Raw genomic sequence first — 15,852 nt, forward strand, 5'->3', positions numbered from 1 at the left:
TGATTGGTGCCCGTATCTTTCACGTGGCCTCTCCTGTTATCAACAGCGTTGTTCATTAAGCTATCGCCCGCCCGAGAACCAGAGGGATTTTACCCAAGATCGCTGCCGGGATGGATAAGAATTCAGGCGTGTTTCCGGAAGTCGCTCGCCGGGATCGGGCCGATCAGTTCGCCATCGTCCCACTCGACGCGGCGATAGCGGTTCTCGTCGAGGCCCAGCGGGAGCAGCGGCGTGTAGACATAGCGGCTGAACGCATAGACCCGGCGCGCCGGGACAAGCGCGGTGCGGACCTGGCGGACGGGCGTGATCGGGCCGCGATAACCGCCGAAAGCCCAGGCGTCCGTTGGCGCGCGGCTGGCCATGACGATCAGGGGAAACGGGCAGTCGCCCCGGTGGAATTCCAGCATGCAGGCCTGCTGCACCACCAGCCCCACCGACTCGTGGGAGACCAGCAGGGCGGAATTCGGGGTGTGGGCGACGGTCTGGATCGTGCGACGCCAGTCCTGCGGCTGGGGAATCCAGACGAGCGTGACCAGTTCGTAAAGCCCCACCACTGCCACGGCTGCGAGCGTAACTCCCTGCGCGAGAATGCCGAATCTGCGCCCTCCCCCCGCCAGCGCGGCAGCGGCGAGCAGGACGGTGAAGCTGGCGCACCAGTGCAGCGTGTAATCGGAGATGATCGGGTGGATCCGGTCCGCCACCTTGAATGCGGCCAGCGCAGCGATCACGATGAACAGCGCCAGCCGTGTCGTCCGATCCCGGAAAGTCCGCGCCACGCCGACGACCATCAGCGCCGCCATCAGGCCCGAACCGATCTCTCCATCAAGCAGGAGCTGGAGGTTCACGCTCGACAGCCAGTCGTCGAACGACAGCGGCTCGATCCACGCGATATTGGCCGAGGCTGCGTGGACTTGCACAGCGGCGATCCACAAGGCCCAGCCCGACAGTACCGCCACCGCAAGGTTCGCCGCCAACAGGCGCTGCAACGCCGTGCGGCCGATGCTCCGGCAAAGTGCCGCCTCCACCAGGACCGCCAGCGTGGCGATCACCGGCCAGAGCAGCATCGTCGTATGGCTGTAAATCGCGACCAGCGCCCCACCGACATAAAGCGCCCAGCCGCGCCGTGCCGTGCTCTCGCCTTCCAGTGCCGCCAGGAGGCCGACGAACGAGACCGTCACCGCCAGCTTGGCCAGCACATAGCCGCGCAGATATTCGGACTGGTAGATATCGGAGGGCGAGAGCGCGAAGAGCAGCACCGCCAGCGCCGCCGCCGCCCAGCCCCAGTTGCGCCCGGCGATCCGCGCCACCAATCCGATCTGCGCCAGCGACAGTAGCAATGGCAGGAGCCGCAGCACCGCCTGACTGTCCGGCAGCGCCATGCGCCAGAGTTTCAGCAGCGAATAGAACAGCGGCGGGTTGGTCTCGCGCAGCATCCACGGCCCCCACAGCTCCGCGAAGGACCGGCCGGAGAAATAGAGCGAGGCATATTCGTCAAACCCCAGCGGGGCCGGCTCCTGCCGCAGCCGCAAGCCCAGCGCGAGCGCAAAGGCCGCCGCGATGAGCAGCCCTGCGAGCACTGAACGCGATGGCAGCCTGGCGTACATTTGTTTCCCCAAGGTGCGCGCACGCAGCGCCACCCCCCGCGCCGATGTCTAGCCTGAGCGAGGCTCGGTGCAAATAGCCATACGCCGCCAAAGCGATCCGGGCTTCATGCGGGGATTTCCGCAGTCGAAAACGGGGAAAGCACCGTCCAGCCCAGCGACATGTAAAGCTGGCGCCCCTCCTCGGTCGCGACAAGAAGTTCGGGGGCATTCGGGGATTGTCGCTGCGACTTCAGCGCATGCATGACGATATTGCCCAGCCCCTTCCTCTGGTGCTCGGGTGCCGTCACGATCCGGTCGTAGATGAAAACGCCCATGGTTTCGGCAGCATAACCGCTTGCCGCCAGACTGCCGCCGTGGGCGACGATACGAATGGAAGTCGTCGGCCCATCGCGTTCACTTTCGAGCCGATAGCCGTCCGGAAGCGTGCGCGCCGCCGCGCCCACTGGAACCCTTACTGATGAGCGCGCATCGTTCGCGATCATAAAGTGGCTTTCGGGCTGGAGGTGCCACGCCGCCGGCAAAACAGCCCGCAAATCATCGACCGACCCGCACAACTTGAGAAAATGTCGAGGCAGCGACACTTCGCGCCCGAATTCCCGCAATCCCTCACACGGCTCGGCAAACACCCAACGGCGCGCCTCGTTGGGCAGGTTCGTATCCACTCTCCAGCCGCCCCGGTCGGCAACGGGCAAGGGAAGTCCCCGACAAACCGATCGCGCGGAAAGCCACGCGGCGATCAAGGCAGGAACTGCGGAAAGGTCAGACATTCCCACTTGATAACAGAGACCTCGGCACCAACCATCGGAATCTTCGCAGAGCCTGTCCAATGGCCCCGCGCCGGTGCTGCGTTACTCAGGCCGCTCCGCTGCAATAGCCTGCACGATCGGCTGGAACGCGGCGTCGAAACGCGCCAGCACGTCGATCTCGCCCCCCTGCTCCATGTGCGAGATCAGGCGCTCGCCATCCCAGCGGTGGAGGGCGTAGACGGGGGGCTCGTCGGTAATCATCGCGCGCTTGTCGGGGTGAGCCGGATCGGCGGGGGTGAAGTCGAGCGCAACCGGAGCCGCGCTCGATCCGCAGACGGTAGCGGGAATGCCGTTCCACAGCGTGTGGATAGGACGGTGGAGATGCCCCGCCAACAGCCCGACCACTTGCCGGTGCCCCTCAAGAGCCTGGGCAAGGCGGGCGATCCACGGCTCACGCGCGTCGCAGTCCAGCCAGGCAATGCCGCTCTCGAACGGCGGATGGTGGAGCGCGATCACCGTGGGCGCATGCGGATGCCCGGCGAGTTGCGCCGAGAGCCATGCCGCGCGCGTTTCGCAGAAACCGCCGCCGTGGCGGCCTTCCTCCAGCGTATCGAGCACCAGCACCCGCAGGCCTTTCAGCTCGATAGCATATTGCACGAAGCCGTCGTGGCTGGGGCAAGCGGGAAACGCGGCCAGCAGTGGCCCGCGCAAATCGTGATTGCCGGTCATCGGCGCCACTGGGATCGGGCAGCCTTCGACCAGACGCGCCAGCAGCGCATAGCTCTCCGCATCGCCATGTTCGGTGAGATCGCCCGAAAGCAGCAGCAGATCCGGCCGCTGCGGCCCTTCGGCAATACGCCGCAGCACCGCGAGCAGGCGGCGGACATTGAACTCCTCCGGGTTGCCCCGGTCGAAGCCGATATGGATGTCCGTCACTTGGGCAATCAGCAAGGCGTGTCTCCCGAAGGCTCTTTTCGTTATTGGCCCGTTTCTATGTGCCCGGTCTGTCCGGGGCATTGAAATCCTTGGTTACCGGCAGTTCAAGCGCCTCGTCGTGCACGGCGTCGCGCGGCACGGCCTTGCGCGATCCCGAGGAGACCCCGTGGAAGCCGTGGCACATCGCGCAAGTCGAGGGCACTTTTGCACGTGTCGGCAACAGGGAGGCCCCTTTCGCCGCGCCGACATGGCAGGTGCGGCACTGGGCGATGCCCGGCAGCAGCACATCGGCGGCGCGGTCGGACTTCGGCGCGGCGTGGCAGCTGGTGCAGCTTTCCTGCCGGTGCGCGGCATGATCGAACCAGCCTCGCATCATGTAGCGCGCAGGTTGGTGGACCGGTACGACGCCGGGCTTGCCGTCGATCATCGCCGCGCGGTGGCATTCGCCGCAGACGCCCTTGCTGGACAGCGCGGATGCGAGGCTCAGGCCCGGCCATGAGGCCTGTACCGGCTGCTGCACCGGCTGGGCATAGCGGAACTGGTAGAGGCCGCCTTCGCCGAAGACACCCGGCCGCCGCCGCGCGCCCACCTGCATTCCGGCTGGACGCGCCGCCATATAGGCGCGCGGCGTCCAGCGCGCGGCGGTGAGATCGGCGGCAAGCTGCTCCACGTCGCCGTGGCGCAGGCGGCGGACGATCCCGCCGACCCGGTCGTAGGCGAGCGAGTGGCAGCCTTCGCAATCGCGCTCCATTCGGACCGGCTGGAAGCGCACGCCGTCCTCGGTGGGGCGGTGGCAGTCCTTGCACTGGAGCCCGTTCGCGCCATAGCCGCGCGCGGCACCAAGGTTCATCGCCATGCGCGCCACCCCGCCGCGCGGATCGAGATGGAGGCGATGCGCGAAGGCCAGCCCGTTGTCCTCGCTCAAGGGCTTGTCGAGCGACAGTTCGGCGGTCTTGCCGCTCATCGCGTCGGTAACGACGGTGGCCGTGAACTGCGGGTGCAGGCGCGTGAAGTCCGACGCATTGCCGAGGCGCGTGTCGGGCAGCTTGTCCTTCAGCGCGCCGTGGCAATCGGCGCAGAACTGCTGGGCAGGTTCGGCCATGCGGGTCGGCCCCTGATGCTCGACATGGCAATCGCGGCAGGCGCCCGGCCCCTCGTGCCCGAAGGCACGGGCGACCGACCACAGTGCCCGCTCGCCGAGCGGCAGGTTGCCGCGCGCGGCGGCAAGGCGGGCCGGGTCGGCATGGTCGTGCACGGTCTTGTGGCAGGAGCGGCACGTGGCATCGCCCACCGGCTCGAACGGCTTGACGTGGCAGGTTTCGCAGCGATCGCTCAGGGTGTGGTGGGCCAGACTGAGTTCGCCGGGGTTCCAGCTCCTGTCCCCGATCACGCCCCGATCAGGCGTCCGCGTGAGGTTGCTGACGATCGGCACTGCCAGAAATGCGAGCAGGATCGCCAGCGCCAGCGTCCACGAGACCCAGCGCTTGCCCGGCAGCACGCCTTGCAGCGAAAAACCGCGCTTTTCCTCCAGATCGCCCGAGCGGGTCGCGGCGTCCTCGCCCTTGCGCACGGTGAGCAGCGCGGTGCCGTCCTCGGCCCGGCCCAGTGTCAGGCGATAAGTGCCGAAGCCCAGTTCCCCGCCCACTTTCGGGTCGAGCGTGGCACTGCGCGTCTCGCTGCCGTCCAGCACGAAGCCCAGCGTGCCCACGGCCTCTGCCCGCACCCGCCCTTCGGCGGCAAGGTGCAGCACGGCATGGCGCGGCTCCACGGCAAGATCCGGCAAGTGCAGATCGTTGTCGGCAAGGCGGCCGATGGTGAGCGCATCGCCCACCACGTCGCGGTCGCGCACGATCTCTCGCCCGGCGGCGGTGCGTTCGATCTGGCGGATGCGGAACGTCACTTGCGGCTCACCAGTAGAAGAACACGGAAACGACATGCGCGGTCAGCGCGGCCAATAGCGCCATCGTCGTCGGCACGTGGACGTAGAGCCAGACTTCCAGCAGCGCTTTGAGCCGCATGTGCCGCCGCAGCCGGTCCAGCATGGCCTTGCGGCGCATCATCAGCTTTTCGACGCGCTCCACATCGGGATTGGCGGCATCGAGCCCGGCAATCGCCCGCTGCGTGGCACAGTGCGGATAGTTCCCCGAAAGCCGCCGCCACAGCCCGGCCGTGAACGGGTCTTCGGCCAGCGCCGCCAGCACCAGATCGGCCTCCCGGCGGGCGAGCGGCTGGGCCGCCTCGTCCAGTTGCCGATCCAGCGCGCGCATCGCCTCCACCATCTGGGCCTGCGTCATCCCCTCCCGGTTCGAACTGAGCGCGGCGGGCAGCGCGGCATAGGCCCAGACCCCGAACAGGCCCGAGGCGATCACCAGCATCATCAGCGCATAGGCGAGCGTGTGGACGTTCCAGCCAAGCTGAAAGCCGGTGTGCAAGGTCGCCACCACCACCAGCGAAAGGCCAAGGTAGACATGCGCCGAAGTCCACGCCTTGAGCGACCAGCGCCCCGGTGTGATCGCTCGCTTACGAATGCCCAGCAGCGCCAGCCAGACAATCAGCAGCGCGCCGATCGTGCCCAGGGTATAGCCCAGCCAGGTCCCCCCGCCGGGGCGCGGTGTGGGATCGGTGAGCATATAGGCGGCAGCACTGACAAGGCAGAGCCCGCCCGCCAGCTTCGCCCAGCGGAAGCGGCGATGGCGCAGGAAACTCTCGTGACTGCTGGTAACCTCACGGTTCTGACGCAAGGGCGTGGTGGCCATCAGCCCTCCTCCCCCAACCGCGCGACAGTCAGGAACGCCTCGGGCGAAACGCGGATCGCGGCGCCGGTGGGGCAGGCACGCACGCACGAAGGGCCGCCGTCGATCCCGGCGCACATGTCGCACTTGATCGCCTTCTTCGGCTGTTCGACCTTGCCCGCGTGCTTCTTGCGCCAGTCCTTGCCCGGCTCGCCCGGTCCGGGGCCTTTGCCGAGAAACATCCACGAGAGCAGCGAAGGCTTCTTTGGCGGCACCGCGTCCATGCGGATCACGCCGTAGGGGCAGTTGCGCTGGCAATTGCCGCAGCCGATGCAAGTCTCGTCGATGAACACCTCGCCATCCGGGCCGCGCCGGATCGCATTGGGCGGGCAGTCGGCCATGCAGTGCGGATGTTCGCAGTGGCGGCACGAAGTGGGCACGTGGAGATGTGCGTAAGTTGTACCCGCCTCGCGGTCGAGGCGGGAGAGGCCGTCATGGCTGTCCGCGCAGGCTTTCTCGCAATTGTCGCAGCCGACGCAAAGCTTCTCGTCGATCAGCAGCACGTCGGTCGCTTCGCCGATGCCGTTGTCGACCAGGAACTGCGCGGTCTGCGAATACATGTCGACCACGCTGGAGAAGTTCTCCTTGCGCCCTTCGATGAAGGCATTGACCTCGCGCCGCCGCTCCATCTCGCCCATGGCCTTGGTGCGCAGTTGCGGCTTGCGGTCCAGCAGGCGCATGAACGCCTCGCCCGGCAGGCGGATCAGTTCGGAGCGGATCGCTGCGCGTACCGTGGCGGAGCGGCGCGATCCGTCGATCACTGCCATCTCGCCGACATAGGCCCCGGCGGGCAGATAGCTGAGGAACACCGGCTTTCCGGCGATCTCGCGCTCCACCACCATCGATCCGCGGCGGATGATGAAGATATCGGTGCCTTCCGCGCCTTCCTGCATCACCACGTCGCCCGCCCGAGCCTCCACCACTTCGGCCCCGGCGACCAGTTCGGCGATATCGTCCGGCGTCAGCCCCGATCCGAATATCTGGAGCAATTGCCGCTCGATCGAAATGCGGTTGACCACGCGGGCGGCGGCGGGCGCCGTCGCCATCAGCTTCAGCGCGGCGGCGCGCGGCAGTTCGACGACGATCAGGTCGCTGCCCGCCCGCACCGTCGCCCCGCGCCTGCGGCCCGAGATCAGGCCCACTTCACCGAAGATAGAGCCCTCGCCAATGGGCACGGTGATCGAGGGATCGTCCTTGCTGACTTCCACCAGCACCGATCCTTCGGCGATGGCGAAGAGCGAGGAGCCGGGCTCATGCCGCAGGAACACCGCCGCCCCTGCGGGAACCGCGCGCACGGCGGAATCGAGCATGATCTCGCGCAATTGCAGCGCCGAAATCTCGCGGAAGATCTCGATCCGCGTCCCGAACAGCGTGAGCCATTCCTCGACCCCGCGATTGCCGGGCAGCGGCGCGAATTTTTCGGCCAGTATCGGCTCGTCGGCAGGCTTGAGCGCGGTATTGCCGTTCAGGAACTCGACGACGTCGTAGCCCTGATTCATGCAGTGCTTGATCAGCGGATAACCCGCCAGCGCGCCGATCACGTGGATGCCCGGCCGTGTCGTCTCGAACTGGGGGGAGAGGACGGGGAATGCCTCCCGCTCTGGGCTGGTGAAGGCGATCCCGCAGTCTTCCACGAACTTGCGCGGCGGGGCGGAGCCGGTGCGGGCAATGATCCGGTCGCAGCGGATCGTCTCCTGCCCGTCGCGGGTATCGAGCACCAGTTCGCCGCCCTGTTCGCCAAGGCGCACTTCGGCCGGCGTTGTCTCATTCCGCACGCGGATGCGGCCTGCCGCCTCGGCTTCGGCCAACAGGGTGACGTTGCCTTCCTTGGCGCGGGCGAATTCGGTGCCGCGATTGAGGATGGTGACGACATTGCCCTGCGCCGGATCGGCGGCAAGCCCCAGCGCATTCTCGATCCCCGCATCGCCCGAACCGACCACGGTCACGTGCTCATCGATATACTCACCGGGATCGTCGAGCTGGTACTGGATATGCGGCATGTCCGCGCCGGGACAGCGCAGGCGGTTGGGATTGCCCTGCGTGCCGATCGCGAGGATCACGGCTTCCGCCTCGATCCGCGCGCCGTCCTTCAGCTTCAGGACAAAGGCGCCCTTCTCGCCCTCTATGGCAACGACTTCGGCGTGGTAGCGCACGGCGATGCCCTGTGCGGCGGCCTGCTCGTCCCAGGTGCCCAGCACCGCCTCGCGCTTGCCGGCGTCGAAATCGAAATCGGACCGCAGCACCAGCGAGGCGGGCGTCGCCATCACGTGCTTGCCCTTCTGGTACTTGAAGATCGTGTCCGACAGGTGGTTGGTCTTTTCCAGCAGCACGTGGCTCATGCCAAGCGCGGCTGCGCGGCCCGCCGCGCTCATGCCGGCGGGGCCCGAGCCCACGATGGCCAGTCGGACGCGTTCCGTCACCAAATTCCCCCTGCCGAGCCGCGATGGACATCGCCACGCCGGATGCCTGCCCAGCGAATGGGCCCCGCGATTGCAAAGTGCGGTGAAATTCCGCATCTGCGCTCGCGAGCAGCGTCCGACGTGCCCCCTGGGGCCGACCGGGCTCTCATGGATCGGTTTTTCCGATGTTACAACAGGGGGTTTACCGATGGGGGCAAAGATCGGTGTCCAGCGCGCGGCGCTGGTCGTCGCCGGGCTGGTTGCCGCAAGTGCGGTCGGCGTGGCCGTCTGGCGCACCAACGAACACCGGCCGGAAGCCGCAGCCGCCGGGGCAATCGCGCCGGGCGCAGACCCTGTCGGCACATTGGAACAGGCCGCGCACGATGCGCCCGCCGATGCCGCCGCATGGCAGAAGCTCGGCCTCGCCTACTTCGCGCAGAATCGCTACGGCGAAGCGGCCGATGCCTATGCGCGCGCGGCCGCCATCGCGCCGGATAAGGCAGTCCTGTGGTCTGCGCTGGGCGAGGCGCGAGTCATGGCCAGCGAACACGATCCGATGCCGGAACCCGCGCTGGAGGCCTTCCGCAAGGCCGCCTCTCTCGACAAGGCCGATCCCCGCGCCCGCTATTTCCTGGCCGTGAAGCGCGATCTGAACGGGGATCATGCCGGCGCGCTGGACGACTGGCTGGCGCTGCTGCGCGTTTCCCCCGCCGATGCCCCGTGGCGCACCGATCTCGTCCGCACCATTCAGCAAGTGGCGACGATAAACCATATCGACGTGACGAAGAAACTGGCCGAAGCGCAGGCCCTGCCCGCGGCCGCCCTGCCGCATGCGCAGGAAATGCCGCTGGCCACGCAAGGCATTCCCGGGCCCAGCGCCGGTGACATCGCCGCCGCCGCCCGGATGGCCCCGCACGAACAGCGCGAAATGGCGGACGGCATGGTCGCCCGCCTCGAAGCGCGGCTCGCGACCGAGCCTTCAAATGTCGACGGCTGGATCATGCTGATGCGCAGCCGGACGACGCTGGGAGAGACCGACAAGGCCCGCAAGGCGCTCGCCGATGCTATCGCCGCCAACCCCTCGCGTAGCGGGGATTTGCGCCAGCAGGCAGACGTTCTCGGCATTCACTGACAGGGGGCCACGGCGCGCACGATTAGCCAGAACCAATCACGGCGCGCCGTAACCGGCTTCCCTCGCGCGCGATGTGGGGAGCATGTGTCCCCAACGTCGAATCGATCCTGCCGGGAGTGCGCCATGAGTGAAGAACGCGAAATCGATGGTCTGCGCTGCATGTGGATGCGTGGCGGCACCTCGAAGGGCGGCTACTTCCTCAAGTCCGATCTCCCCGCAGACACCGCCGCGCGCGATGCCTTCCTGCTCGCGATCATGGGCTCGCCCGATCCGCGCCAGATCGACGGCATGGGCGGCGCCGATCCGCTGACCAGCAAGGTCGCCGTCGTCAGCAAGTCTGCCCGCGAAGGGATCGATGTCGATTACCTGTTCCTGCAGGTCTTCGTCGATCAGGCCATCGTCACCGACCAGCAGAACTGCGGCAATATCCTTGCCGGGATCGGCCCCTTCGCTATCGAGCGCGGGCTGATTGCGGCCACCGGCGACGAGACGAACGTCGCCATCTTCATGGAGAACACCGGCCAGGTCGCCGTCGCCACCGTGCAGACGCCGGGCGGACAGGTGACGTACAAGGGCGATGCCAGGATCGACGGCGTGCCCGGCAGCCACGCACCGATCCCGCTGGAATTCCGCGACACCGCCGGTTCTTCCTGCGGCGCGCTGCTGCCCACCGGCAATGCCGTGGACGAAGTGAACGGCGTGCGCGTGACGCTGATCGACAACGGCATGCCCTGCGTCGTCATGAAGGCCGAGGACGTCGGCATCACGGGCTACGAAGACCGCGAAAGCCTTGACGCCAATACCGAGTTGAAGGCCAGGATCGAGGCCATCCGCCTTGCCGTGGGCGAGCGGATGAACCTCGGCGATGTCAAGGACAAGTCGGTTCCCAAGATGATGCTGGTCGCCCCGCCGAAGCATGGCGGTGCGGTGACCGTGCGCAGTTTCATTCCCCACCGCGCCCACGCCACCATCGGCGTGCTCGGCGCGGTCTCGGTGGCGACGGCCTGCCTGATCGAAGGCTCGCCCGCCGCCGAAGTCGCCATATGCCCCGAGGGTCGCCGCAAGACGCTGTCGGTCGAACATCCGACCGGCGAGATGTCCTGCGTCCTCGAAGTGGACGAGGGCGGCGCCGTGGTGAGCGCCGCCCTCCTTCGCACCGCGCGCAAGCTGATGGACGGGGTGGTTTTCGCTTGAGCGCCAATCACTAACTGCAAAAAGCGCTCGCCGCGTCGCAACATTCCGGGTTATCAGGGCTTCAAGGGATCGATCGGCATCCCGCCCGACAGGAGTTGCGACATGGCCTCGAAATTCATCCTGACCACGACCATCGCCGCTGCGGCGCTTGCCGCTGTCGCCGGCTGCAAGGGGCCGCAAGCCGCCCCTGACAGCACCGCCACCGCCACGAATTCCCCGATCGACGTCTCCACGATCGTCAAGACGCGCAAGGCGAACTTCAAGGACATCGCCAAGTCCAACAAAGTGGCCAAAGTCGCGCTCGAAGCCTCGACGCCGGACTTCCCCACGGCCTCCGCCGCCGCTCAGGCGATCCAGACGGACGCGGGCAAGATCGTGGGTCTGTTCCCCGACGGCACCGGCCCGGCTGAAGCCCCGAAGACCGAGGCCCTGCCGATAATCTGGCAGAAAAACGCCGAGTTCAAGGCCGCCGCAGACAAGCTGATCGCCGCCGCCGGAACGCTCAAGACCGCTGCCGATGCCAAGGACCTCGCCGCCGCGAATACTGCGATGGCGGGCATCGGCGCCGCCTGCAAGGGCTGCCACGAGACGTTCCGAAAGAAAGATAAGTGAGTTCCCCGGCGGCCCCCACGGGCGTCCGCACCGCGCTTTGGGACCTGCCGGTCCGGGTGATCCACTGGAGCTTCGTGGTGCTGATCCCGGCGCTCTGGTGGACGGCCGAGAACGACCGGATGGCCCTGCACATGCAGATCGGCACGGTCTTGCTGCAACTGCTGGTGATCCGCGTGCTCTGGGGCTTCGTGGGCGGTTCGACCGCGCGCTTCGCCGCGTTCGTGCGCGGCCCCGGCGCGGTGCTGGCCTACTTGCGCGGCAAGACCGATGCCGCCGCTGCCGGGCACAACCCGGCGGGCGGCTGGAGCGTGATCACGCTGCTCGGCCTGATGGGGCTTCAGGTCACGCTCGGGCTGTTCTCGGGCGACGAGGATGACGGCGCCGTTGGCCCGCTCAATCATCTCGTGTCTTTCCGCACCGCCGACCGGGCGAGTAACCTGCACGGGCTGGTGTTCTATCTGATCCTCGCGCTGATCGCCCTGCACCTTGTAGCGATCGTCTATTACCGCGCGGTCAGGCGAGATCGGCTGATCGCGCCGATGGTGACCGGCAAGCGCGTGTTGCCTGCGGCCACGCCGGGGCTGGTGCGTGCGCCGGCTTGGCGGTTCTTCGCCTGTGTGGTGGTGGCATGGCTGGTCGGCTGGGCGATCTGGAGCGGGGTCAAGGCTTAGCGGCGGACGGTCGGAGGCTTCCGTTCCGCCCAGTCGCTTTAGACGCAAGCCATGGTTCGGCGCCCGTCGAGCACCCATCGGGGTTCCGGGCTAACCTGCGAAATGGATCCTGAAACAAGTTCAAGATGACGGATTGAGAGAACATCCGTTCCGCTGGCGACGAAGTCCCCATTTTGACAGCCCTGCTCTCAGCCCAACCTCTCAACCCCGCTCAGGCTGAGCTTGTCGAAGCCCCCTGAGGCGGGGCGCTGGGTCTACCATCCTTCGACAGGCTCAGGATGAGCGGGGTGGGTGGGGCTAGGGTGGAGATGGAGAAGACGATGCTCGCTCCCCCGCTTCACCCCTGCTTCAATTCCCGCAGTTCCTTCCGCGCCGCCATGTAGTTCGGCAACACGCTCCCCGCATACGTCCCGAAGATCGGCAGGTCGCCCCGGTCGATCGTCTCGGCCTCCGCATAGTGCGCAATGATCGCATCGGAATCGTTCATAAACTTGCCCGGCGCGTACTGCACGGTCGGGAACGTCACTTTCTCGAAATGCGGGGCGAGCTCGGCGCGGATCGCGGCTTCGTTCTCATCCCCGGCTGAGAAAATGCGCTGCTCGAACTGATCGAGAAGCCCCGCCTCCAGCAAAAAGATCCGCAGCTTGAGGCAGTGCGGACACGTCGCCTTCAGATAGAGAACGGGGCGGAACAGACTGTCTGACATGGGTTTTCCTCGTTCGGTCATTCGGTAAACGAGATGGAGGTGGGCTTGGCCAGTTCAAGCCCGCTGCCCGTCGCGGTCAGCCTGCCGCTGGCACGGTCCACCGCGAAGACCGCGAGATTGCCGCCACCTTGCGCGCCGCCCTGATTGGCGACCACCAACCATTTGCCATCGCCTGAAAGCGAGAAGGCCCAGGGGATCTGTCCGCCGCTGTCCACCGTGTCGATCGGCGCCAGTCCGCCGTCCTGCCGCACGGCGTAGATCTGGATGCGATTGGCCGCACGGTTGCCTGCGTAGAGGAAGCGCCCATCGCGCGAGATCGCGATTTCCGATCCGCTGCGCGTGCCCACGAAGTCGGCCGCATCGAGCTGGACCGTAGACAGCGGCGTGAGCCGTCCCTGCCCGGCATCCCACGCATAGCTGACGATCGAGCCCCCCATTTCCTCCATCAGGAAGGCATGGCGGCGGTCCGGCGAGAACACGATGTGCCGGGGGCCGGCGCCGGGCGTCACGGATGCGAAAGGCTCCGGCGCGGGTGATATCGTGCCCTTGGCGGCATCGAAGCGGTAGACGTAGACCTTGTCCGCGCCGAGATCGGGCGACAGCAGCCAGCGGCCCGAAGGATCTAGCGTCACGCCGTGCGCATGCGGCCCCTTCTGCCGCCGCTCGTTGGGGCCGGAGCCGGTATGGGCCTCCACGCTGGACGGCGCGGCGGCCAGCGTTCCGTCCGCCCCGACCGGGATCGTCGCGACGTGTCCGCTGCTGTAGTTGGCGACGAACAGCGTCCGCCCGTCCTGCGACAGCGCAAGGTGGGTCGGCCCGCCGCCGCCCGAATCGGCGCGTCCGCGAGGCGCCAGCGCGCCGGTCGCCGGGTCGTAGGAGAAGCCCAGCACGGCGCCATGGATCGTGCCGTCGTTGCCCGTCTCGCTCACTGAGAAAAGGCGGCGGTGGGCGGAATCGGCGAGTACCCAGGTCCCCCGGTCGACTTCCGCGACCACACCCAGCGAAGTGAGCGCGCCGCTCTGCGGATCGAACCGTACAGCCACCACGCCCTGCCCCGGCCCGCTGCCCTGCGTGCCGACATAGGCCAGCGTCTGGACCGGAGCGCTTGCAGTCGGCACGGTCGCGCACCCCGTCAGCGCGATGGCCGTCATGCCGGACGTCGCCCAGCGCATGGCGCTACCCCACAGCTTCGCTTTCATTTTCGCATCCTTTTCCCGATCTTGCCCCGCAGGTTAGCGAGCTAATGCGGACCCGGCCACAGCACCGTGCGCAATCTATCGGGGACGGTGCGGAATCGAAGCCTTTGTAAAGTTCCTCCCCTGCAAGGGGAGGAGTTCGGGGGGGCGCGCGAGGGCCATTGCGCCTGCCGCATCCGGTACTTAGGTTGACCGCGCGCCTTTCCCCCTCCCCCGCGATGGCGCGGCGATACAGGAGCCTCTCCTCATGGAATTCCGTCGCGAATCCGACTCCATCGGCGAAATCGACGTCCCAGCGAACGCCTATTGGGGCGCGCAGACCGAACGCAGCCTGCACAACTTCCCGTTCGGCCAGACCGAGCGCATGCCGATCGCCATCATCCACGCCCTCGCCCGCGTGAAGCTGGCCGCCGCGCGGGTGAACCGTCGCCACGGGCTCGCCGCCGAGCTGGCGCAGGCCATCGAGGCGGCGGCCGCCGAAGTGATCTCGGGCTCGCACGACGACCAGTTCCCGCTGGTGATCTGGCAGACCGGCTCGGGCACCCAGAGCAACATGAACGTCAACGAAGTGATCGCCGGACGCGCCAACGAGCTGCTTTCCAGCAAGCGCGGCGGCAAGAGCCCGGTCCACCCCAACGACGACGTCAACCGCGGCCAGTCCTCGAACGACAGCTTCCCCACCGCCCTGCACGTCGCCGCCGCGCTGGGGATCGAGCGGGCCCTGCTGCCCGCGCTGGACCGGCTGGCGGCGGCGCTCAATGCCAAGGCCCAGGCGTGGAGCGGGATCGTCAAGATCGGCCGCACCCACTTGCAGGACGCCACGCCGCTGACGCTGGGCCAGGAGTTCTCCGGCTATGTCCAGCAATTGCGCGACGCGCGGCGGCGGCTGGTGGAGGCCGAACAGGGCGTGCTGCGGCTGGCGCAGGGCGGCACCGCCGTCGGCACCGGGCTCAACGCGCCAGAGGGCTTTGCGGCCGACATGGCCTCCGATCTGGCATCGCAGACCGGGCTGGCCTTCGTGCCCGCGCCCAATGCCTTCGAGGCGCTGGCCAGCAACGATGCGCTGGTGCAGCTTTCGGGCACGCTTTCGACGCTGGCGGTGGCACTGACCAAGATTGCCAACGACGTGCGGCTGCTGGGATCCGGGCCCCGCTCCGGGCTGGGTGAGCTGGACTTGCCAGCCAACGAACCGGGCAGCTCGATCATGCCGGGCAAGGTCAATCCCACCCAGTGCGAGATGCTGACGATGGTCTCCGCGCAAGTGATCGGCAACCATCAGGCGGTGACCGTCGGCGGGATGCAGGGGGCGTTCGAGCTGAATGTGTTCAAGCCGCTGATCGGCGCGGCGGTCACGCGCTCGATCGCGCTACTGGCGACCGGGATGGACAGCTTCGCCGAGCGCTGCGTGGAAGGGATAGAGCCCAACCGCCGGCGCATCGCCGAACTGGTGGAGCGCTCGCTGATGCTGGTCACTGCGCTCGCGCCCGAGATCGGTTACGACAATGCGGCCAAGATCGCCAAGCATGCCCATGCGGAAGGGATGACTCTGCGCGAGGCGGCGCTCGATCTGGGGCTGGTTGACGAGGCGACGTTCGACCGGGTGGTGCGGCCTGAAACGATGGTTTGAGGGGGCTAAGGGGCCGGGATTGAGTCGGATCAGGATGACATCCTGAACCCCAAACCTTCGTCGCCCCCGCGAAGGCGGGGGCCCCGCTGCCTTCTCGCTACATCGCAAGAACAAGCGGGGTCCCCGCCTGCGCGGGGACGACGAGGTTCATTGTGTTGACCTCGTTCGGGCCGGCCCGGCTTTCGCCAGCCAGATTCAAATCGGGCCCTTCAAGCCCGACCGTTTAGGGCCAGCCCT

General features: G+C 67.3%; 13 protein-coding genes. 5 read left to right on the plus strand and 8 right to left on the minus strand.

The genetic code is table 11. The annotated features are described in order from the left end of the window. Positions 1–122: 122 nt before the first annotated feature. The 6 genes from AC1VVK_RS05815 to AC1VVK_RS05840 all read right to left on the minus strand — a co-directional run bounded on the left by AC1VVK_RS05815 (position 123) and on the right by AC1VVK_RS05840 (position 8,450). On the minus strand, positions 123–1,604 hold the full coding sequence (locus AC1VVK_RS05815) for a hypothetical protein (RefSeq protein WP_482904720.1): 1,482 nt from the start codon (positions 1,602–1,604) through the stop codon (positions 123–125). 104 nt (positions 1,605–1,708) lie between these two features. Continuing rightward, complete coding sequence (locus tag AC1VVK_RS05820; RefSeq protein WP_482904721.1) at positions 1,709–2,296, minus strand: GNAT family N-acetyltransferase; 588 nt, start codon at positions 2,294–2,296, stop codon at positions 1,709–1,711. A gap of 156 nt (positions 2,297–2,452) precedes the next feature. Continuing rightward, a complete protein-coding gene (locus AC1VVK_RS05825) occupies positions 2,453–3,301 on the minus strand; it encodes a phosphodiesterase (protein WP_482904722.1) in 849 nt (282 codons plus the stop codon). Between the two features lie 40 nt (positions 3,302–3,341). After that, positions 3,342–5,186 carry a cytochrome c3 family protein gene (locus AC1VVK_RS05830; RefSeq protein ID WP_482904723.1) on the minus strand — a complete coding sequence of 615 codons (1,845 nt, stop codon included), beginning with the start codon at positions 5,184–5,186 and terminating at the stop codon, positions 3,342–3,344. Positions 5,187–5,193: 7 nt separating this feature from the next. Further along, positions 5,194–6,042, minus strand: a complete 849-nt coding sequence (locus AC1VVK_RS05835; protein ID WP_482904724.1) for a hypothetical protein — start codon at positions 6,040–6,042, stop codon at positions 5,194–5,196. Then, positions 6,042–8,450: a cyclic nucleotide-binding domain-containing protein gene (locus AC1VVK_RS05840; protein WP_482905125.1), complete on the minus strand. Its 2,409-nt coding sequence runs from the start codon at positions 8,448–8,450 to the stop codon at positions 6,042–6,044. Before AC1VVK_RS05840 ends, AC1VVK_RS05835 begins: the two co-directional genes overlap by 1 nt. A gap of 235 nt (positions 8,451–8,685) precedes the next feature. Between AC1VVK_RS05840 and AC1VVK_RS05845 the strand changes: the two genes are divergently transcribed. The 4 genes from AC1VVK_RS05845 (at position 8,686) to AC1VVK_RS05860 (ending at position 12,086) form a co-directional block, all read left to right on the plus strand. Next, positions 8,686–9,609 carry a tetratricopeptide repeat protein gene (locus tag AC1VVK_RS05845; RefSeq protein ID WP_482904725.1) on the plus strand — a complete coding sequence of 308 codons (924 nt, stop codon included), beginning with the start codon at positions 8,686–8,688 and terminating at the stop codon, positions 9,607–9,609. A gap of 123 nt (positions 9,610–9,732) precedes the next feature. Continuing rightward, positions 9,733–10,803: a 4-oxalomesaconate tautomerase gene (locus AC1VVK_RS05850; RefSeq protein ID WP_482904726.1), complete on the plus strand. Its 1,071-nt coding sequence runs from the start codon at positions 9,733–9,735 to the stop codon at positions 10,801–10,803. A gap of 102 nt (positions 10,804–10,905) precedes the next feature. Continuing rightward, positions 10,906–11,415 carry a cytochrome c gene (locus AC1VVK_RS05855; RefSeq protein ID WP_132386893.1) on the plus strand — a complete coding sequence of 170 codons (510 nt, stop codon included), beginning with the start codon at positions 10,906–10,908 and terminating at the stop codon, positions 11,413–11,415. After that, positions 11,412–12,086, plus strand: a complete 675-nt coding sequence (locus AC1VVK_RS05860; RefSeq protein ID WP_482904727.1) for a cytochrome b/b6 domain-containing protein — start codon at positions 11,412–11,414, stop codon at positions 12,084–12,086. The genes AC1VVK_RS05855 and AC1VVK_RS05860 overlap by 4 nt, the downstream gene beginning before the upstream one ends. Positions 12,087–12,423: 337 nt before the next feature. On the opposite strand, the gene AC1VVK_RS05865 is transcribed toward AC1VVK_RS05860, so the two are convergent. Then, a complete protein-coding gene (locus tag AC1VVK_RS05865) occupies positions 12,424–12,792 on the minus strand; it encodes a glutathione S-transferase N-terminal domain-containing protein (RefSeq protein ID WP_165912164.1) in 369 nt (122 codons plus the stop codon). A 17-nt stretch (positions 12,793–12,809) separates the two neighbouring features. Further along, complete coding sequence (locus AC1VVK_RS05870) at positions 12,810–13,991, minus strand: lactonase family protein (protein WP_482904728.1); 1,182 nt, start codon at positions 13,989–13,991, stop codon at positions 12,810–12,812. Positions 13,992–14,235: 244 nt separating this feature from the next. Here AC1VVK_RS05870 and fumC point away from each other — a divergent pair, with 244 nt between their 5' ends. Next, positions 14,236–15,615 carry a class II fumarate hydratase gene (gene fumC, locus AC1VVK_RS05875; RefSeq protein WP_482904729.1) on the plus strand — a complete coding sequence of 460 codons (1,380 nt, stop codon included), beginning with the start codon at positions 14,236–14,238 and terminating at the stop codon, positions 15,613–15,615. The last annotated feature ends 237 nt before the right edge of the window (positions 15,616–15,852 follow it).

Source organism: Novosphingobium sp. BL-S-32 (genome assembly GCF_056857055.1).